The 18,692-nt window shown below is 60.9% G+C and carries 16 protein-coding genes; 11 read left to right on the top strand and 5 right to left on the bottom strand.

Annotated elements, in window-relative coordinates; all coding sequences use genetic code 11:
• Positions 1–3 precede the first annotated feature (3 nt).
• Positions 4–903 carry a bestrophin family protein gene (locus ACEN8Q_RS04085; RefSeq protein WP_413704584.1) on the top strand — a complete coding sequence of 300 codons (900 nt, stop codon included), beginning with the start codon at positions 4–6 and terminating at the stop codon, positions 901–903.
• A gap of 278 nt (positions 904–1,181) precedes the next feature.
• Here the strand turns inward: ACEN8Q_RS04085 and glp are convergent, their stop codons facing one another.
• On the bottom strand, positions 1,182–2,387 hold the full coding sequence (gene glp, locus ACEN8Q_RS04080) for a gephyrin-like molybdotransferase Glp (protein WP_413704583.1): 1,206 nt from the start codon (positions 2,385–2,387) through the stop codon (positions 1,182–1,184).
• Entirely contained in the window at positions 2,384–2,923 is a 540-nt protein-coding gene (gene moaB / locus ACEN8Q_RS04075; protein ID WP_413704582.1) for a molybdenum cofactor biosynthesis protein B, read from the bottom strand. The genes glp and moaB overlap by 4 nt, the downstream gene beginning before the upstream one ends.
• Positions 2,924–3,211: 288 nt before the next feature.
• On the opposite strand from moaB, the gene ACEN8Q_RS04070 reads away from it, so the two are divergent.
• The 7 genes from ACEN8Q_RS04070 to ACEN8Q_RS04040 all read left to right on the top strand — a co-directional run bounded on the left by ACEN8Q_RS04070 (position 3,212) and on the right by ACEN8Q_RS04040 (position 9,529).
• The gene (locus ACEN8Q_RS04070) at positions 3,212–4,102 is read left to right on the top strand and encodes a LysR family transcriptional regulator (RefSeq protein ID WP_413428565.1); all 891 of its coding nucleotides are present in this window, start codon (positions 3,212–3,214) and stop codon (positions 4,100–4,102) included.
• 146 nt (positions 4,103–4,248) lie between these two features.
• Positions 4,249–5,076: a formate dehydrogenase accessory sulfurtransferase FdhD gene (fdhD, locus tag ACEN8Q_RS04065; RefSeq protein WP_413704581.1), complete on the top strand. Its 828-nt coding sequence runs from the start codon at positions 4,249–4,251 to the stop codon at positions 5,074–5,076.
• Between the two features lie 43 nt (positions 5,077–5,119).
• Entirely contained in the window at positions 5,120–5,626 is a 507-nt protein-coding gene (gene moaC / locus ACEN8Q_RS04060; protein ID WP_413704580.1) for a cyclic pyranopterin monophosphate synthase MoaC, read from the top strand.
• The gene (moaD, locus tag ACEN8Q_RS04055) at positions 5,623–5,874 is read left to right on the top strand and encodes a molybdopterin converting factor subunit 1 (RefSeq protein WP_413428562.1); all 252 of its coding nucleotides are present in this window, start codon (positions 5,623–5,625) and stop codon (positions 5,872–5,874) included. The genes moaC and moaD overlap by 4 nt, the downstream gene beginning before the upstream one ends.
• A 3-nt stretch (positions 5,875–5,877) precedes the next feature.
• Complete coding sequence (gene moaE, locus ACEN8Q_RS04050; protein WP_413704579.1) at positions 5,878–6,366, top strand: molybdopterin synthase catalytic subunit MoaE; 489 nt, start codon at positions 5,878–5,880, stop codon at positions 6,364–6,366.
• Between the two features lie 44 nt (positions 6,367–6,410).
• Positions 6,411–7,769 (top strand): chromate efflux transporter, encoded by a 1,359-nt coding sequence (chrA, locus tag ACEN8Q_RS04045; RefSeq protein ID WP_413428560.1) that lies wholly within the window; start codon positions 6,411–6,413, stop codon positions 7,767–7,769.
• A gap of 464 nt (positions 7,770–8,233) precedes the next feature.
• A complete protein-coding gene (locus ACEN8Q_RS04040; protein WP_413428559.1) occupies positions 8,234–9,529 on the top strand; it encodes an NAD(P)/FAD-dependent oxidoreductase in 1,296 nt (431 codons plus the stop codon).
• A 194-nt stretch (positions 9,530–9,723) separates the two neighbouring features.
• Here ACEN8Q_RS04040 and ACEN8Q_RS04035 read toward each other — a convergent pair whose 3' ends face one another.
• Positions 9,724–10,512 (bottom strand): DeoR/GlpR family DNA-binding transcription regulator, encoded by a 789-nt coding sequence (locus ACEN8Q_RS04035; protein ID WP_413704578.1) that lies wholly within the window; start codon positions 10,510–10,512, stop codon positions 9,724–9,726.
• Between the two features lie 443 nt (positions 10,513–10,955).
• Here ACEN8Q_RS04035 and speF point away from each other — a divergent pair, with 443 nt between their 5' ends.
• Positions 10,956–13,139 carry an ornithine decarboxylase SpeF gene (gene speF, locus ACEN8Q_RS04030; protein ID WP_413428731.1) on the top strand — a complete coding sequence of 728 codons (2,184 nt, stop codon included), beginning with the start codon at positions 10,956–10,958 and terminating at the stop codon, positions 13,137–13,139.
• Positions 13,140–13,187: 48 nt separating this feature from the next.
• On the opposite strand, the gene ppk2 is transcribed toward speF, so the two are convergent.
• On the bottom strand, positions 13,188–14,006 hold the full coding sequence (gene ppk2, locus ACEN8Q_RS04025) for a polyphosphate kinase 2 (RefSeq protein ID WP_413428730.1): 819 nt from the start codon (positions 14,004–14,006) through the stop codon (positions 13,188–13,190).
• Between the two features lie 58 nt (positions 14,007–14,064).
• Complete coding sequence (locus ACEN8Q_RS04020; RefSeq protein ID WP_413428729.1) at positions 14,065–15,786, bottom strand: SulP family inorganic anion transporter; 1,722 nt, start codon at positions 15,784–15,786, stop codon at positions 14,065–14,067.
• A 321-nt stretch (positions 15,787–16,107) separates the two neighbouring features.
• Between ACEN8Q_RS04020 and ACEN8Q_RS04015 the strand changes: the two genes are divergently transcribed.
• On the top strand, positions 16,108–16,560 hold the full coding sequence (locus ACEN8Q_RS04015; RefSeq protein WP_413428728.1) for a hypothetical protein: 453 nt from the start codon (positions 16,108–16,110) through the stop codon (positions 16,558–16,560).
• A 258-nt stretch (positions 16,561–16,818) separates the two neighbouring features.
• Positions 16,819–17,766 (top strand): helix-turn-helix transcriptional regulator, encoded by a 948-nt coding sequence (locus ACEN8Q_RS04010; protein ID WP_413704577.1) that lies wholly within the window; start codon positions 16,819–16,821, stop codon positions 17,764–17,766.
• Positions 17,767–18,692: the final 926 nt, after the last annotated feature.

Here is an 18,692-nt window from a genome sequence, read left to right as displayed (position 1 = left end):
CCCATGATCGTGAGACCCAAACCCAACCTGATCGGCGTCCTGACGTCCCTCAAGGGTTCGATCGCCAAGCGCATTGCCTGGCGCAGCCTGATGGTGACGTTGCTCGCCTCGGCCATCGTGCTCGTTGAAACCTTGCATCCCAGCTACTTTTCCAAGGTCAGTGCAACGCCCTTCACGCTGCTGGGTTTGTCGTTGTCGATCTTCATGAGCTTTCGCAACAACGCCTGCTACGACCGCTGGTATGAAGCGCGCAAGGCGTGGGGCGATGTGATAGTGGAAGTGCGCTCGATGATTCGTGAAACCCTGGTCATCAAGGACACGGATGAGCGACACACGATCCTGAGCAACCTGTGCGGCTTTGCTCATGCCCTCAACGCGCGGCTGCGCCAGGAAAACGAACTGGCCGCCAGCGGCGACTGGCTGCAACCGATGCCCAAGGGCAACAGTACGGACATCAGCGGGCAGATACTGATGCAGGTCGGTCAGCAGTGTTCGGCACTCAACGAATCCGGGGCGGTCAACGACTGGCGCTACACGCTCATGGCCAACCACCTGGCCAGCCTGACCCACGCCCAGGCGGTCTGTGAACGGATCAAGAACACCCCGCTACCGTTCCCCTACACCCTGTTGCTGCACCGCACCATCTACCTGTTCTGCATCCTCCTGCCGTTTGCCATGGCCGAACCCCTGGGCTGGCTGACGCCGATTTTCACCGCGATCGTCAGCTACACCTTTTTCGGCCTGGACGCGATTGCCGATGAACTGGAAGACCCGTTCGGCCGCGATGAAAACGACCTGCCCACCGACGCCATCGTGCGCAACATCGAGCGTGATGTACTGGCAGCACTGGGCGTGACAGAACTGCCGCCACAACTGGAACCGGTGGACTTTGTGCTGAACTGAGACTCAAGAAACACACAAAACCTGTGGGAGCGGGCTTGCTCGCGAAGGCGGTGGGTCAGGCAATATCTCTTTTGCATATGCCGACCTCTTCGCGAGCAAGCCCGCTCCCACAGGGATTGTGGCTGGCCGCAGGATTGGCGTTCACTGAAGATCAAACTGTAGGAGCGGGCTTGCTCGCGAAGGCGGTGGGTCAGTCAATATCACTGTTGGATGTGCCGGCCTCGTCGCGAGCAAGTCGGATCGCCGCACCGCCGCTCCCACAGGTATTTCAGGTGTATTCAGAACAGCTCGCTGAAGGGAATAAACCGCGCCGTGTCGCCCTCTGCCAAGGTGCAGCCTTCCGGCACCTCCAACAACCCATCGGCCCAGGAGGCCCCCAACAAAACGCCTGAGCTCTGGTTCGGATAGAGCACCGCTTGACCGGCCTGGAGTTTCGCCCTGAGGTACTCGCGCCGACTGCCGGGTTTGGGCCAGGCAAAGCCGAGCCTGACCGGAAAGCTCAAGGGCTCGACGTCTTCGACACCCTGAATCCGCAACAGGTAAACCCGGGCCAACAGGCCGAAAGTGACCAACGCCGATGTCGGATTACCCGGCAGGCCAATCACCGGCACGCGGCCGAAGTGGCCGACGGTCAATGGCTTGCCGGGTTTGATCGAGAGTTTCCACAGCAACGGCTTGCCGCACTCGCGCAGCACCTGGCCGAGGCAGTCGGCGTCACCGGCGGACACACCGCCAGTGCTGAGCATCAGGTCAGCGGCGTGTTGCAGCTGTTCGAGCTTGAGCCGCGTCTGGCGCGGCTCGTCGGGGAGTATGCCGACATCGATAACCTCGCAACCCAACGCACTCAACCAATGGCTCAACAATGTGCGGTTGCTGTTGTAAATGCTGCCGGGCTTGAGTGGCGTGCCCGGCTCGACCAGTTCATCGCCGGTGGACAACAACGCCACCCGTGGTCGCCGCACGACCTGCACATGGGTGCAGCCCTGCGCCGCCGCGACAGCCAACTCGAACGGACCAAGGCGTTTGCCGGCGCGCAGCAATACATCGCCGACGCCGTTCTCCTGGCCTTGCGGACGGATGTTATTGCCGGCGCGCAGTGGCTGCTTGAACCGGATCCGTCCGTCATCCAGCACCTCGGTGTTTTCCTGCATCTCCACACAGTTGGCACCCGGCGGAACAGGCGCGCCGGTGAAGATGCGCGCGCAGGTTCCCGGTGCCAAGGCTTCGGGGGCGTGTCCGGCAAACACCTGCTGCGACACGCTCAATGGCTCCCCATCCCAGCCGTCGACATTCAGGGCATACCCGTCCATGGCGCTGTTCGGCCACGGCGGCAGATCGAGGGTCGCCACCAGGTCATTGGCCAACACCCGCTGCCCGGCGGCACTTAGCGGCACCGCTTCGCTGTCTTCAATCCTGTGTGCCTCGGCCATTGTCAGCAGCCGGTCGATGGCTTGCTCCACCGACATCAGCGGTGCAGCGCTCATCCCCGCGTCCCGCAGGCTTGCACGGGCTTGAGGTGCGGTACGAAATTGCACGGCCGGTGGCGAGCGTCGAGTTGCTCGGCGAGGATGCCTTCCCACGCGGTGCGGCAGGCGCCCGTGGAACCCGGCAGGCAACAGACCAGCGTGCCATTGGCCAGCCCGGCCAGTGCCCGGCTCTGCACTGTGGAGGTACCAATGTCGAGGATCGAAATCGCCCGGAACAGCTCACCGAATCCGTCGATCTGCTTGTCCAGCAAACAGGCCACCGCCTCGGGGGTGCTGTCGCGGCCGGTGAACCCGGTACCGCCAGTGATCAACACCACCTGAATGCCGTCGTCGGCAATCCAGTTCGCCACCTGCGCGCGGATCTTGTACAGGTCATCCTTGAGCAGGTTGCGCTCGCTGAGGGTGTGGCCGGCTTCCAGCAAACGACTGGCGAGCAGTTGGCCGGAAGTGTCATTGGCATATTCACGGGTATCGCTGACTGTCAGCACGGCAATATTCAAAGGGATAAACAACGCATCCGGTTTAACGCTCATGGGATTCTCCGGCTGGCATGAATTAAATAGCTGAATTAAACAACTTCCGGAGACTAAATCGGTCCAACAAACGCTGTCTAATCACTCTAACCAACCAGACTATCGAGCCGCTCTATCAATATAAAACACCATCGACGATAGAGCGCATCGATAACCCCTTAAATACCAGTGATTGGACGCACGCCCAGGACAGTGAGATCGTCCACACCTCACGGTTTCCGCCGCGCCTTGTGTCTTGCGCACCTGAGTCAATACTTACCCTTCACTCCCCCGTCAGCAGGTGCCGTCATGGACATCAAACAACTCAAGTTCCTGATCGCCCTGGAGCAGACCCGCCACTTCGGCCAGGCTGCCGCGCGCTGCCACATCACCCAGCCCACCCTGTCCATGCGTCTGCGCAACCTGGAGGATGAACTGGACCTGGTGCTGGTCACCCGGGGGCAGCGCTTCGAGGGTTTTACCCAGGCCGGCGAGCGGGTACTGGCGTGGGCCAGAACCCTGTTGGCCGCCCACGACGGGCTCTTCGCCGAGGCCGCCGCGTGCCGGGGCCAGCTCGTCGGCAACTTGCGCCTGGGCCTGGTGCCGCTGAGCAGCTTCAACCCCGTCACCTACATTCAGGGCCTGTCCCGCAGCTTTCCCGAGCTCAAGTACAGCCTGTCTTCCATGAGTTCCGACCAGATCATCGAGGGCCTGGGCAACAATCAGCTTGACCTGGGCGTGTGCTACCTCGATCACGTCAATCCGAGCTATTTCGAGTTTTTCGAGATCGGCGCAACCCGCGTCGGCCTGCTGTACGACACCCGCCACTTCCATTTCGAGGGTGCGCAAATGAGCTGGGAGGACGCCGCCGAACTGCCGCTGGGGATGCTCAGCAACGGCATGCACTACCGCAAATCCATCGACCTGAGCTTTCGCAGCCGCGGACTGGACCCGCAGCCGATCCTGGAAAGCGATTCGACTTACCAATTGCTGCAGGCGATTCACGAAGGTTTCTGCTGCGCGATCATGCCGCTGGACAGCGGCCTGGAAGAACCCATCGAACACCTGTCGTTCATCGAACTGCCGGATGCCAGTGTGCTCGCCCCCCTGGGCCTGGTCATGCGCAAGACCGAACCGCGCTCGGCAATTGCCGAGAAGTGTTTCGCCGAAGCCCGAACTTTATTCAGCCGGACTCACTGATCAAGTTGCGGTTTTATATAAAACCGAAAAAGACCTGTTTGGCCAGCCTGATAGACATCACCAATCGGCGCATCGGAACAAGCGATTGGACGCGTTGAAAAGTTACCCGTAGCCTGAACTTAATTCAGCGCTTCGAGGTTCTTTTCATGTTATGCCAAGTTGAACAAACCGATATTCGAAGCGACACCAACGCCCCCGCACCCAAGCCGCTGAATGTGAACTTTCGCGAGTACGACAACGCGGCGTCAGTCTGTCAGGCGGCGCTGGCTTCAGAGATTGCCCTGGCAATCACCTACAACGGTTTGAGTCAGGCCGTGATGATGGTGTCGCCGGGCAACCTCGAAGATTTCATCCGTGGTTTCAGCGTCAGCAACGACATCGTCGAAGACCAGAGCGAAATCTACGACCTGCGCCTCACCCATTTCGACCAGGCCGTTCAAGCAGACGTGCAGATCTCCAGCCGCGCGTTCTGGGCACTGAAGAACCATCGTCGGCAAATGGCGGGCACCAGTGGCTGCGGACTGTGCGGTGTGCAAGCGCTGGAACAGGCCTTGCCGAAACTGCAGATTCTCGATCCGGTTCCCCTGCCGCCCGCCGAGCATTTCATCGACATTCGCGGCCGCATCGAACAGGCACAACAAATGGCCCGCAGCAGCGGTGCACTGCACGCAGCGCTGTACTTCGACCCTCATGGCAACGCGCTGATCTGCCGCGAGGACATTGGCCGCCACAACGCACTGGACAAACTGATCGGTGTCCTGCAACACGCCGGCATCGACAGCCGCAGCGGCTTCACCGTGGTCACCAGCCGTTGCAGCCTGGAGCTGATTCACAAAGCCGTCAGGGCCAGGCTCGGCACGCTGGTCAGCCTGTCGGCGCCCACCGCCCTGACCGTGCAATGGGCAATCAAACATCGCCTCAACCTGATTCACGTCCCTCACCGAAACGCACCACGCATTTACAGCCCGGCATGATGCCTTCACCCGATCACCGCGCTGGCAAGCGCAGGAACTCCCCATGACAGACATTTCAGATGCATCGCCCAATGGCCTGACCCACCTCGACCGTCAGGGTCGCGCCAACATGGTCGATGTCAGCGAAAAAACCTCGACGCTGCGTGAAGCCCAGGCCCAGGCCTGGGTGCGGATGCGCCCGGAAACCTTGAAGTTGATTCAAAGCGACGGCCACCCCAAGGGCGATGTGTTTGCCGTCGCGCGAATCGCCGGAATCATGGCGGCGAAGAAAACCCATGAGCTGATTCCGCTGTGCCACAGCCTGCTGCTCAGTTCGATCCACGTCGAACTCAAGGCCTGCACACCGGACAGTGTGAAAATTGTCGGCACCTGCCGCGTCGAGAGCCAGACCGGGGTCGAGCTGGAAGCCCTGACCGCCGTCAGCGTCGCAGCGCTGACCCTCTACGACATGTGCAAGGCGGTGGACCGCGCCATGGTCATCGATGACATCCGTCTGCTGAGCAAACAAGGCGGCCGCTCCGGTCATTTCAAGTTCGAGGACGCACAATGATCCTGATCAACTACTTCGCCCGTTACCGCGAGCAGCTCAATCTGGGCGGTGAAAAACTGCCCCTGACCGACAGCCTCAAGACCATCGAAGACGTGCGCCGATTGCTGATGGCTCGCGGTGAGGTGTGGAGCAATGTGCTGGGTGAAAGCAACCTGATGTGTGCCCTGAACCAGGAGCTGTGCCATCCGGACCAGGTGATCGGGGACTATGACGAGATCGCCTTTTTTCCACCGGTCACCGGGGGTTGAGACATGACGGTTCGGGTCCAGCGTGAAGCGTTCGACGTCGGCCGGTTGATCGACAGCCTGCAGGCGAACGATCCGGGCGTGGGTGCCGTGGTCAATTTCGTCGGCTACGTGCGCGACATCAATCAGGGTGAGGCGGTCGCCGGATTGTTTCTGGAGCACTACCCGGGCATGACCGAACGTTCACTGCAGAACATCATCGACAATGCCAGGGCCCGATGGCCGCTGCGGGCCGTGGAGATCGTGCATCGGATCGGCCCGTTGTCGACCGGCGAGCCGATCGTGTTTGTCGGTGTCAGCAGCCCCCATCGTCAAGCCGCTTTCGAAGCCTGTGCGTTCATCATGGACTACCTGAAAACCGACGCGCCGTTCTGGAAACGCGAAGACGTGGCGTGCGGCGCACGCTGGGTCGATGCCCGTGACAGCGACCGGTCAGCCGTCACGCGCTGGGCAGAAGCGCAGCATCAGGTGACTATCCAACGCGCTTCGGTGTAGCTACAGTCATTGGCTCAAAACACCTCTGCACAAGGAGTTTCCTCTTGAGCCCCACGCCCTCCCCGATCACGGAGCAGGATGTGCTGCTGCCCCGGTCCATCAGCCTGCGCGAAGCCTTTCTATTCTGGCTCAAGCTCGGTTTCATCAGCTTTGGCGGGCCCGCCGGGCAGATTTCGATCATGCATCAGGAACTGGTCGAACGCCGGCGCTGGATCTCCGAGCGGCGCTTTCTGCATGCCCTCAACTACTGCATGTTGCTGCCTGGGCCTGAGGCTCAGCAGCTGGCGACCTACATCGGCTGGCTGATGCACCGGACCTGGGGCGGCGTGATCGCTGGCGTGCTGTTTGTGTTGCCGTCGTTGTTCATCCTGATTGCACTGTCCTGGGTGTACATCGCCTTTGGTGAAGTGCCCGTGGTCGCCGGATTGTTCTACGGGATCAAGCCGGCGGTCACGGCCATCGTGGTGCAGGCGGCTCACCGGATCGGCTCGCGGGCGCTGAAGAATGGCTGGTTATGGGGCATCGCCGCCGCGGCCTTCGTGGCCATCTTCGTGCTCAACGTGCCGTTTCCGTTGATCGTGCTCGGCGCGGCAGTCATCGGTTATTTCGGCGGACGACTGGCACCGGAAAAATTCAGGGCCGGTGGCCACGGCGCGGCGAAAAAATCCTTCGGCCCGGCCGTGATCGACGACGACACCCCGACCCCGGAGCACGCCCGTTTCAGTGGCTGGAAACTGGCGCGCCTGGCCGTTGTCGGTGCGATCCTGTGGGCACTGCCCATGGCCATGCTCACCGCACTGTTCGGCTGGGAAGGCACCTTGACCCAGATGGCCTGGTTCTTCACCAAGGCTGCGCTGCTGACCTTCGGAGGGGCCTATGCCGTGCTGCCGTATGTCTACCAGGGCGCGGTCGGTCACTACGGATGGCTGACGCCGACGCAGATGATCGACGGTCTGGCGCTCGGTGAAACCACTCCGGGTCCGTTGATCATGGTCGTCGCCTTTGTCGGTTTCATCGGTGCCTACGTGCATCAGGTCTTCGGGCCGGATCAAGCGTTTGTCGCCGGCGCCATTGCCGCCACGCTGGTGACCTGGTTCACCTTCCTGCCTTCGTTCCTGTTCATCCTCGCCGGCGGACCGCTGGTGGAGTCGACGCACAACGAACTCACCTTCACCGCGCCACTGACGGCCATTACGGCTGCCGTGGTGGGCGTGATTCTCAATCTGGCGTGTTTCTTTGGCTACCATGTGCTTTGGCCCAAAGGCTTCGAAGGACGACTGGACTGGCCTTCGCTGCTGATCGCCCTGGTGGCGGGCATTGCGTTGCTTCGTTTCAAGCGCGGGGTGATCGAGGTGTTGACCGTCTGCGGGTTGATCGGCCTTGGTGTGCACCTGATGTCCTGAACCAGACATTTACACGCGTCACAATCCTCCCTAGTATCCAGCCATCCCCGGATGGCTTGTTCTACTCGCCACCGACGATTTGCGCCGCCGGAAACCTGCGCCATGCGTACTTTGCCGTCAGAACAGCACCTGCTGAACATTTCGCTCCAGGCCACCTCGCTGCTGGCCGTGGACGGCATTGCATGAAGCGCATCGTCAACCTGCCCATGGCCCTGCGCCGTTCCAAACTGCGTCATTCCGCACGTCCGCCGGATAGCGCCCTGCCCGCCTGATCGGCGCGCTCCCTCCTTACGCTCCTGCTCAGCCATACACAGAACCTGTGGGAGCGGGCTTGCTCGCGAACGCGGTGTGTCATTCACCGTTGATGTCGAATGACACACCGCGTTCGCGAGCAAGCCCGCTCCCACATGACTGCGTTCGCCTGACCGGCATTGAGCTTCTCCCCATTTTGCCTGGACACCGACATGACTCAACGTTGCAATTCCTACTACACCGCCACCCTCAACCAGGACACCGATTACCCGACGCTGCAAGGCCGGCACCGGGTTGACGTGGTGATCATCGGCGGCGGTTTCACCGGCGTGGCCAGCGCCGTCGAGCTGGCGGAAAAAGGCCTGAAGGTCGCCATCGTCGAAAGCCACAAGATCGGCTGGGGCGCCACCGGGCGCAATGGCGGCCAGGTCACCGGCAGTCTCTCGGGCGATGAAGCCATGCGCAAACAGATGCGCCGCACCATCGGCGATGAAGTCGACGACTTCATCTGGAACCTGCGCTGGCGCGGGCACCAGATCATCCGCCAGCGCGTGGAAAAGTACGGCATCGCCTGCGACCTCAAGCACGGCCACCTGCACGCGGCGTACAAGCCCGCGCACATGGATGGCTTGCGCAAGGACTACGAGGAAGCCGTGCGCCGTGGCATGGGCGATGAAGTCAGCCTGCTCGACCGCAGCCAGGTCCGCGACCTGTTGCAAAGCGACCTCTACCACGGCGCGATCAAGAACACCCGCAACATGCACCTGCACCCGCTCAACCTGTGCATCGGCGAGGCCCGCGCAGCCGAAAGCCTGGGCGCGTTGATCTTCGAAAACAGCGAAGTGCTGGAGATCATCCACGGCGATGGCCTTCACCAGAGCCCGGGCGTACGTACCGCCCACGGGCACATCGAGGCCAGTCAGGTGCTGCTGGCCGGCGACGTCTACCACAAGCTGGAACCGGGCAAGCTCAAGGGCAAGATTTTCCCGGCCATGGGCGGCATCGTCACTACCGCGCCGCTGGGCGATCTGGCCAGACAGATCAACCCCGAAGACCTGGCGGTCTACGACTGCCGTTTCGTGCTTGACTACTACCGCCTCACCGCTGACGGTCGCCTGTTGTTCGGTGGCGGCGCCAACTACAGCGGCAAGGATTCACGCGACATCGCCGCCGAGCTGCGCCCGTGCATCGAGCAGACCTTCCCGGCGCTCAAAGGCGTGGCCATCGATTACCAGTGGAGCTGCGCGATGGGCATCGTGATCAACCGCATCCCGCAACTGGGCAAGCTGTCGGACAACGTCTGGTATTGCCAGGGCTACTCCGGCCACGGCATCGCCACCAGCCACATCATGGGTGAAATCATGGGCCGCGCGATCACCGGGCAGCTGGAGCAGTTCGACACGTTCGCTGCCTGCCAGCACATCCGCGTACCCATGGGCGACCTGCTGGGCAACCCGATGCTCGCTGCCGGCATGTGGTACTACCAGATGCTTGAGCGACTGCGCTGAGGTTACTGGCCAATACATTCAACATGGATGTTGTTTGTACCGGCCTCGATATTTGAGCTCGACATCAATCCCTGTGGGAGCGGGCTTGCTCGCGAAGGGGTCGGTACATTCAACACATATTCAGCGGCAGTCACACCGCCTTCGCGAGCAAGCCCGCTCCCACAGTTTGATCTTCGGTGGACACAAAAAAGTGTTCAATCCTGCGCCTGCACCACCTCGACCCCCAACGCCCGGTAGTCCTCGACACTGCCTGACGCCACATGCTGCTCGGTGATCAGCGTGTGCACGCGCTGACAAGGCGCGACGACAAAGGGTTCCACCGCGCCGAACTTGTCCGCCGTGGTCACGGCAATCACGTGGGAAGCACAGTCGAGCATGGCCTGTTTCACCGGCACTTCATCGAAGTGCAGCGAACTGAGGCCCACCTGCGGATGAATCGCGCAGACCCCGGTAAACAGCAGGTCGGCCTTGATGCCCGCCAGCAGCCGCAGGGTTTCGTGGCCGCTGGCCGACATCGTTGCCGGGTTGAGCTGGCCGCCAGCCAGGATCACCTTGATGCCTTTGTATTCGGACAAGGTAATGGCCGTCATCGGCGATGCCGTGATCGCGGTGATGGCGATGTCCGCCGGCAGCGAGCGTGCGATCTGCAAGGTGGTGGTGCCGGAATCGAACACCACGATCTGACCGTCCCGCACCCGTCGTGCAGCCAGTTGCGCCAACCGGGTTTTCACCTCGTCGGTTTCGCTGATCCGGGTGAAATAGTCCTTGCCCGAGTCTTTGGGCCGCGGCAACGCCCCGCCGTGCACCCGCTGCACCAGGCCGGCGCTGGCCAGCTCCGCCAGGTCGCGGCGGATGGTGTCTTCGGACACCGCGAAGTGCTGGCTCAACTCCGAGGCCATGACCTTGCCGTCACGTTCGAGGATCAACAGGATTTTTTGCCGGCGCACTGACGGCAGCTCGGCAGCAGAATGATTGTCGTGCATGTTTTCGCCTGTTTATGCGTGTAACTGCGTGTTTTCGTGAGATTAGCCAAAGCACGGGTTAAACACAAACGGCCGGCGGGGAAAATACTTCCCGGTATCATTTTTTTCGATCTTTCAAATCATTACAGCGAATTTTTCATTTTCCTGTGACCTGTCCAAGATGGCACCGTCACTCATGTTTTGGATGGAAACTTCATGAATATCAATTTTGCTTTTGCGTGCATGATCGTAGTTTCGTTCACGATTGCACTGGTGAACGGCTGACCGCTATCGGGGGGACCATGGCCTCTCGTCCAGCAAATCGCTAAAAGCCTGACAGATCAGGAATATGCTCTATAACCAGTGGTGACATGATTTCCGATCAGGGGAACTGGAAGGCTCCCTCGGAAGTTGCTCTCTAAAAAAGCTGCGGACAATTGAGTGCCCGCCAGGAGACACCACCCATGAAAGCTCTGAAAATTGCCGCCAGCGATGGCACCTCCGAATGCTTCCTGAACGCCCGGGAGGTGGTCCCGCTCAGTCAAACCGACTTCACCGACGTCGCCGTGGCCGTGGTGTCGGTCAATGACGTGTTGGCTGGAGCGTTGGACGTCATTCAGCGCACCGGTTTTGACGTGCCGATTTTCCTGGTGCCTTCCCCCGGCACCAGTACCCGCCCCCGAGAAGTCTACAAACACCTGAATGACGTGCTGCTGCAAGTGAACGGCATCTTCGACCTGTCCCCCAGCAACGTCGAATACCATGGCAACCAACTGGAGACAGCGGCCAAGGCCTATGAAGAAAGCTTGCTGCCGCCGTTCTTCGATTCGCTCAAACGGTACACCGAGGCCGCCAACGCGACCTTTGCCTGCCCCGGTCACCAGGGCGGCCAGTTCTTTCGCAAGCACCCGGCCGGCCGGCAGTTCTTCGACTTCTTCGGCGAGACGCTGTTTCGCGCCGACATGTGCAACGCCGACGTCAAGCTCGGTGACTTGCTGATCCACGAAGGCCCGGCGCTGCTGGCACAGAAACACGCCGCGCAAGTGTTCAACGCCGACAAGACCTATTTCGTGCTCAACGGCACCTCGGCATCGAACAAGGTGGTGACCAACGCCCTGTTGACTCCGGGCGACCTGGTGCTGTTCGACCGCAACAACCACAAGTCCAACCACCAGGGCGCGCTGTTGCAGGCCGGTGCCACGCCGGTCTATCTGGAAACCGCGCGCAATCCCTACGGTTTCATCGGCGGGATCGACGCCCACTGTTTCGAAGAAGAGTACTTGCGCGAACTGATTGCCGAAGTCGCCCCGGACAAGGCCCAACTGCCACGGCCATTCCGCCTGGCGATCATTCAATTGGGCACCTACGACGGCACCATCTACAACGCCCGGCAAGTGGTCGACCGCATCGGCAAGTTGTGTGACTACATCCTGTTCGACTCGGCGTGGGTCGGCTACGAACAGTTCATCCCGATGATGAAAGACTGCTCGCCACTGTTGCTCGACCTGAACGAGAACGACCCGGGCATCTTCGTCACGCAATCGGTGCACAAACAGCAGGCCGGTTTTTCCCAGGCCTCCCAGGTGCACAAGAAAGACCGGCACATCAAGGGCCAGGCCCGCTATTGCAACCACCACCGGCTCAACAACGCCTTCATGTCCCAGGCCTCCACCAGCCCGTTCTACCCGCTGTTCGCCTCGCTGGATGTCAACGCGCGCATTCACTCAGGCCGCAGCGGCCTGCGCCTTTGGGAGGACTGCGTGAAGTTCGGCATCGAAGCACGCAAGTTGATTATCGAAGCCTGCACCATGGTCCGGCCGTTCGTGCCGTCCACCATCGAAGGGCGCGCGTGGGAAGACTACCCGACGGACGAAATCGCCAATGACATCCGCTTCTTCGAATTTCATCCGAAGGACCGCTGGCACGCTTTTGGTGGCTACGCCGAGAAGCAGTACTTCATCGACCCATGCAAACTGCTGTTCACCACCCCGGGCATCGACCCGGTGGACGGCAGCTACACCGAGTTCGGTATTCACGCTGGCATCCTCGCCAACTTCCTGCGGGAAAACGGCATCGTCCCGGAAAAATGCGACCTGAACTCGATTCTGTTCTTGCTCACCCCGGCTGAAGACTGGGCGAAGATGACCCACCTGGCCGCGCAAATCGCCCGTTTCGAACGTTTCATCAGCGATGACGCACCCATGAGCCGGGTGCTGCCGGCCATCTACGCGCAACATCAGGAACGCTATCGCAACTACACCATTCGCCAGCTCTGCCAGGAAATGCACGACCTGTATCGCAGCCACAATGTGCAGCAGTTGCAGAAGAACATGTTCCGCAAGGAATACTTCCCGAAAAAGGCCATGAACCCGCAGCAAGCGCAGATCGAATACATCCGTGGCAACGTCGAACTGGTGGCGCTGGCGGATGCGGACGGGCGTATCGCCGCCGAAGGTGCGCTGCCCTATCCGCCGGGTGTGCTCTGCGTGGTACCGGGAGAGATCTGGGGTGGCGCGGTATTGAAATACTTCCTGGCCCTGGAAGAAGGCATCAACCGCTTGCCGGGGTTCACACCGGAGCTACAGGGTGTCTACCTGAAACACGAAGGCGGTCGCACCCGGGCGTATGGGTATGTGATCAAGGCCTGAGGCATGCAGCAGGAGCCGGCCCGGGCTGGCTCCTGCCCAATGCATCGATCAGAATTTTTCCGGGATGAACTTGAACGGATAGTTCGGGTCCCGATAGTTGCCGGGACTTTGCCGCTTGGGCAATTTCACTTTTTCCCGCGGCACCTCTTCGTAAGGAATGCTGTTCAGCACATCGCTGATGATGTTCAGTCGTGCCCGCCGCTTGTCATTGGAGTTGGCGACCCGCCAAGGCGCCAATTCGGTATCGGTGGCCTCGAACATGTCGTCCCGGGCACGGGAGTAGTCGTACCAGCGGTTATAGGACTTGAGGTCCATGGGTGACAGCTTCCAGATCTTGCGCCCGTCGGTGATACGCTCCTTGAGGCGTCGGGTCTGTTCTTCCTGGCTCACTTCAAGCCAGTATTTGATCAGGATGATTCCCGATTCGACCAGTGCATGCTCGACCCGCGGCACCACGGTGAGAAAATTGCGCACCTGCTCTTCGCTGCAAAACCCCATGACCCGCTCAACACCGGCGCGGTTGTACCAGCTGCGATCGAAGATCACCACTTCACCGGCCGCCGGCAGGTGCGGCAGATAACGCTGCACATACATCTGGCTTTTTTCCCGGTCGGTCGGTGCCGGCAACGCAATCACCCGGAACACCCGCGGACTGACCCGTTCGGTCAGTGCCTTGATGGTCCCGCCCTTGCCGGCGCCATCACGCCCCTCGAAGATGATGCAAATCTTGGCGCCCGTGTGCTGCACCCACTCCTGCAGCTTGACCAGCTCGACATGCAGCCGCTCCAGTTCTTCGAGATAAACCTTGTTCTTGAGCTTGTCGCCTTCGACCGGTTTGTTTTTCGCTGCTGCTTTCTTCTTTGCCATGCCCGTTACCTCCTTCAATGCATCACACAACGTCCGGAGCGCGCCCGGCCGCGTTCATTCAGCGTCGACTGCGCTGGTAATGTTCAACCGCCTGCTCCAGATTCAAGAACATGCGGGCCTCGCCCAGCGTATGGCCCAAGGGCGCCTTGATGACCATGTCCCATACACCCGGGCTCATGCCCACCAGCCACAATGAAATGCCTTTTTCCTGCATTCGCTGTTCCGCCCCTGTGAGCATTTTCAGGGCCGTGTACTCCAGGTCGAACACGCTGCGCAGGTCCAGAACCACAACGGCGGGCCGTGCTTCTTCGATCAGGGGGTGCATCTTCATGCCGATGCGCTGGGCGTTGGCGAAAAAGATCCGGCCTTCCGGTCGAAGCAACAGCAGCCCGTCAAAGTGTTCGTCATCGGGGTGTTCGGCGGACTGCGGCCGGTACACATTGGTGCCAGGCTTGCGCCCGAGGATGTGCACGGGTGGGTCCGAGACTTGATAGGCCAGTGCCAGCAACGAAACGACAATCGCCACGACAATCCCTTGCAGCGTGCCCAGCAGCATCACGCCGATCATGGCCACCACGGCCCAGGCAAATTCGGTACGGCGAACCGACAGAATCTCGCGAAATTCCGCCGGCTCGATCAGGCCCACCGAATACACGATCACCACGGCGGCGAGCGTGGCATTGGGCATCAGGCCAATCAGCGGTGCCAGCAGCAGGCAAGTGCCCAATGCCAGTGCAGCGGTGACCAGTGCAGCCAGTTGCGAACGGGCGCCGGCCAGGCGGTTCACCGCCGTCTGGGTGGTCCCGCCACCCGCGACCATGGCCCCGAGAAACGCACCGCCGATGTTGGCAACGCCGGTGGCCAGCAGCTCCCTATTCGGTTGTGGCGCGGGCTCGTCACTGCGGGCGAACGCGCGCCCCGCGGCGATGGTTTCGGTGAAACTCATCAGTGCGATGCCCATCGCCGAAGGCCACAGGGTTTCGGCCAACGACCATACCGGCAGGGTCGGCGCGGGCAGTCCGATCGGCACCACGCCGACCGCGGAAACACCAAAGCGCTCCAGGCCAAACAGGCTCATGCCGATGATGCCAAGCGCCACCGCAATCAACGGTGCGGGCAGTCGCGGGGTAAAACGCTTCATGCCGACCAGCAGCAGTACCATGAACACACCGACCGCCACGGTCGGCAGCGAGGCATGAGCGATGCTCTGGGCTGTGGCCAGCACATTGTGCAGGAAGCCACCTTTGTCGATGTGAGTACCCAGCAGTTTGGGTAGCTGGTCGAGCACGATGACCACGCCGATGCCGGCCTTGAAACCCACCAGCACCGGTTCGGAAATGAAATTGGCGACGAAGCCCAGGCGCAGCAACCCCGCGACGATCAGGATCGCGCCCACCATCAGGGCCAGCGTGGCGGACCCCGCCAGCAAGGTCGCCGCATCGCCATCGGGGCTGATCTGGCCCAGCGCGGAGCCGGCGAGAATGGCCAGGGTGGTTGTGGTGCTGACACTGAGCGGGCGCGAGGTACCGAGCACGGCATAGATCACCATCGGCACCAGCACCGTGTACAGCCCGACCTGCACCGGCAGGCCGGCAATGGTGGCGTACGCCAGCGCCTTGGGAATGACCACGGCCGCTGCCGTCAACCCTGCTACCACATCGCCTCGTAGCCAGTCGGGCCGGTAACTGCCGAGCCATTCCGGGATCAACAGGCTGCGCAAGGTACCCCGTTGTGGAGCGCCTGGACTTCGCTCTTGCGGATGGCTGCCTTGTTGATCCATGAATCACTCCAGTCACAATTCGTCCGGTGCGGATGATGAGTGGGCTCAACTGACCGCACAATCCTTTAACTGCACGCGTAACCACTGCAAACCTTCATCGACATCCAGGCGAATGTGCCAGTGGGCAATCCACGCAGGCTTGGCCAGTTACAAATGTAGCCGGTTTGCGCGGCCACGCCGTTCCATGACTGGCGAAGGGGACAGACGCCCCACCATCACCGGTCAAAAAGGGAAAGCCTTATCCGGACGACGTCAGAAGGCGATAATTGAGCTATACCCGCTAATTCTCCCATTGCAGTTCTTCAACTCAGGAGTTTGGCAATGAAACTCAACATCTCAGTGGCTGCACTCATGGTTGCGGCAAGCCTTTTCGGCTGCGCCACGTCATCGAACCATGGCGTGAACGTCAAGTTGGTTGCCACCCGGCAAAACGCCGGTCAGATCGGAAACGTCACGTTGACGGACTGGGACAACAAAACCGGACTCAGTTTCTTCATCAGCGGCGCTCCATCCTACGTTTCCCTGCCCTTGCGCCTTTACTCGTTCATCAATAATGGCAGTTGCGAGCAACCCGGGTCTGTCGCCTATGCGATGAACAACATCGTCGTCACCGAACGCCAACCCATACGTGGCTGGACGTTTTCAAGGACGGCACCTGTCCCCTTGCAAACCCTGCTTGCCGGCAAATACTCGGTGGTCGTGCGAACGGCTGCGACCGATGGCAACTACGATATTTTTTGCGGGGATATCAAGTCTGGAGAGCCAGTGAAATAGCCACGGCCATTTCAGGTCAGCCCACCTGCCGATACCGCTCGTGCCACCGAATGTTCAGTGCGAGCGGCGACAGCGCTAAAGACCCTGGTCACAAACCTGTCATTACTCACTGATAACGTCTTGGCGCTTCCCCGAACCACATCCGCTCGATCTCCGATCGCCAGATCCCTGTACCAGGGCTTTGCCCCTCCGCTCAAGGTGACACTTCAGGTGTACTCAAGCACGACGCGCAAGCAAATCATCATCAGATCCAACGACATGAGTTGCGACGACTTTGGCGCGTTGTTCTCGAACCTGTTCGGCAACCTTTATTCCGACTCTCCGCCGCCGCCCAAAAACATCATCATCGGCGGGGTCTACGGCAGACACGAAGGTGTCAGTTTCCGTCGCATGCACTATCGCGGTGACTTCACGGTGGCTTTTCCCGCCCCTCTCGATGAAATCACCTTCGTCATTCCCACCGCCGGCAAGATCATCTTCAACCATGGCACCGAGTCGACCGGTTTTACCCAGGTCGGGCTGGCCATCGACAAGGCCGAGGTGCGCTCGGCACGCTTCGTCGACAATCATGCCCAGCACGGGATCTCGATCAGCCGGGGGCTGGTCACCGAACGACTGTCGGTGCTGCTGGGCAAGCCGATCCTGCAGAAAGTCCGTTTCGAGCCCGTGGTGGACCTGAACCTACCCGCCTTGCAGGGCATCAAGGCACTGGTGGACATGGCCACGGGAACCGAGTTCGACCTGCTGATCAACACGGGTTCGCTGATGCCTTCGCGCCTTCGCGAAATGCTGGTCGATGCGGTGCTGGAAGCCTGGCCGCACAACTTCACCGAAGCCCTTCGGCGCCCTTCCCCGTTGATCGCGCCACGGCATGTGAAGCTGGCCGTCGAGTACATTCAGGCGCATCCCGACCACCTGGCCAGCGGTACGGAACTGGCACAACTGAGCAACGTCAGCCTGCGCGCCTTGCAGGAGGGTTTTCAGCGCTTCATGGGCACTTCGATCGTTGCCTATCAGCGCCAGGTACGCCTGGAACGCGCCTTCGCTGCGCTGTCCCAGGGAGTGTCGCCTTCAGTGACTGACGTGGCCTTGCAACACGGCTTCAGCAATGTCGGGCGGTTTTGCCAGTATTTCCAGAGTGCCTACGGCATCAGTCCCGCCGATGTGAGAAAGGGCCTGCGAACGCGGCCAATGCCGGACAATTGAGGAATTGTGGGAGCGGGCTTGCTCGCGAAAAACGCCGGGACACCGCGGGGATTCAGGCAGCCCGCGTCATCGTTGACGTCCATCGCGAGCAAGCCTGCTTGCGATGGCGGGGTGTTGGGCGACGCGTCTTTTACCGGTGTACATATCCGTTGCTGCGGTAACGGCTTCTTATGGTTCCGCTTTTACAGCGGGTTACTTGGAAAAGCGGAGCGCCGCCCGGCCCCAAGTAACCAAGGGCTCTTGCCCCTGACGTTCGGTGCCTCGCCAAGGCTCGGCATTCCCTCGCTCCGGTCCTGCTCCGTGGGCCCGCCGCGATCGGCCATCCATGGCCGTACGCGGCTAACCCGGCATCCATGCCGGGTTGCCCACTGCGCAGAACCGGAACGAAGCCTCACGAGGGGGCAAGCAGATCAAAAGCCAAAGCCAAAGCGAGGCGGCCTACCGGCCGGCCTGATCGCAATTGAACGCGTTTCCCTGTAGGAGCGAGCTGGCTCGCGAAAAACGCCGGGACACCGCGGGGATTCAGACAGCCCGCGTTATCGTTGACGTCCATCGCGAGCAAGCTCGCTCCTACAGAAGAGCGGAGCAGAGCGAAGGCAGATTCGCGAACACCCGCTCTGCCCTTCACCACTCAACAGGCCGAGCGTTAGCTCGCCTGCCGCTCTTGATCTTGATCCACCCGCTCCCTCGGCAGGCTGAGTGGAGGTGTTCATCCGGGGAATGGCGCGTAGCGCCATTCGACGCAGTCGAACCCATTGCATGTAGGTCGAGCGAAGCCGACCGGAGGGCAATGCCCCCGGATGAATGCCGGAGCGAAGGAACCCCGAGCCTAGGCGAGGGGCCGGACGTTCGGGGCGAGCGTTTTTTTGCTTACTTTTTTTAGGCGCTTGTAAAAAAAGTGAGTCGCCGTAAGGGCGAAACCCTAA

Source organism: Pseudomonas sp. Pseusp16, assembly GCF_047324915.1.
Taxonomy (GTDB): Bacteria; Pseudomonadota; Gammaproteobacteria; order Pseudomonadales; family Pseudomonadaceae; genus Aquipseudomonas; species Aquipseudomonas fluorescens_CD.
This window is presented reverse-complemented; position numbering and strand designations above follow the sequence as displayed.

What these genes read in the sequence shown, in the direction of transcription:
- ACEN8Q_RS04070 (WP_413428565.1), top strand. Translation starts at nt 3,212, where the DNA reads ATGGACATCAAACAACTCAAGTTCCTGATCGCCCTGGAGCAGACCCGC.
- ACEN8Q_RS04035 (WP_413704578.1), bottom strand. Translation starts at nt 10,512, where the DNA reads ATGCACGACAATCATTCTGCTGCCGAGCTGCCGTCAGTGCGCCGGCAA.
- glp (WP_413704583.1), bottom strand. Translation starts at nt 2,387, where the DNA reads ATGAGCGCTGCACCGCTGATGTCGGTGGAGCAAGCCATCGACCGGCTG.
- moaB (WP_413704582.1), bottom strand. Translation starts at nt 2,923, where the DNA reads ATGAGCGTTAAACCGGATGCGTTGTTTATCCCTTTGAATATTGCCGTG.
- ACEN8Q_RS04020 (WP_413428729.1), bottom strand. Translation starts at nt 15,786, where the DNA reads ATGGATCAACAAGGCAGCCATCCGCAAGAGCGAAGTCCAGGCGCTCCA.
- ACEN8Q_RS04040 (WP_413428559.1), top strand. Translation starts at nt 8,234, where the DNA reads ATGACTCAACGTTGCAATTCCTACTACACCGCCACCCTCAACCAGGAC.
- speF (WP_413428731.1), top strand. Translation starts at nt 10,956, where the DNA reads ATGAAAGCTCTGAAAATTGCCGCCAGCGATGGCACCTCCGAATGCTTC.
- ACEN8Q_RS04085 (WP_413704584.1), top strand. Translation starts at nt 4, where the DNA reads ATGATCGTGAGACCCAAACCCAACCTGATCGGCGTCCTGACGTCCCTC.
- moaE (WP_413704579.1), top strand. Translation starts at nt 5,878, where the DNA reads ATGACGGTTCGGGTCCAGCGTGAAGCGTTCGACGTCGGCCGGTTGATC.
- moaC (WP_413704580.1), top strand. Translation starts at nt 5,120, where the DNA reads ATGACAGACATTTCAGATGCATCGCCCAATGGCCTGACCCACCTCGAC.
- moaD (WP_413428562.1), top strand. Translation starts at nt 5,623, where the DNA reads ATGATCCTGATCAACTACTTCGCCCGTTACCGCGAGCAGCTCAATCTG.
- ACEN8Q_RS04010 (WP_413704577.1), top strand. Translation starts at nt 16,819, where the DNA reads ATGAGTTGCGACGACTTTGGCGCGTTGTTCTCGAACCTGTTCGGCAAC.
- fdhD (WP_413704581.1), top strand. Translation starts at nt 4,249, where the DNA reads ATGTTATGCCAAGTTGAACAAACCGATATTCGAAGCGACACCAACGCC.
- ppk2 (WP_413428730.1), bottom strand. Translation starts at nt 14,006, where the DNA reads ATGGCAAAGAAGAAAGCAGCAGCGAAAAACAAACCGGTCGAAGGCGAC.
- ACEN8Q_RS04015 (WP_413428728.1), top strand. Translation starts at nt 16,108, where the DNA reads ATGAAACTCAACATCTCAGTGGCTGCACTCATGGTTGCGGCAAGCCTT.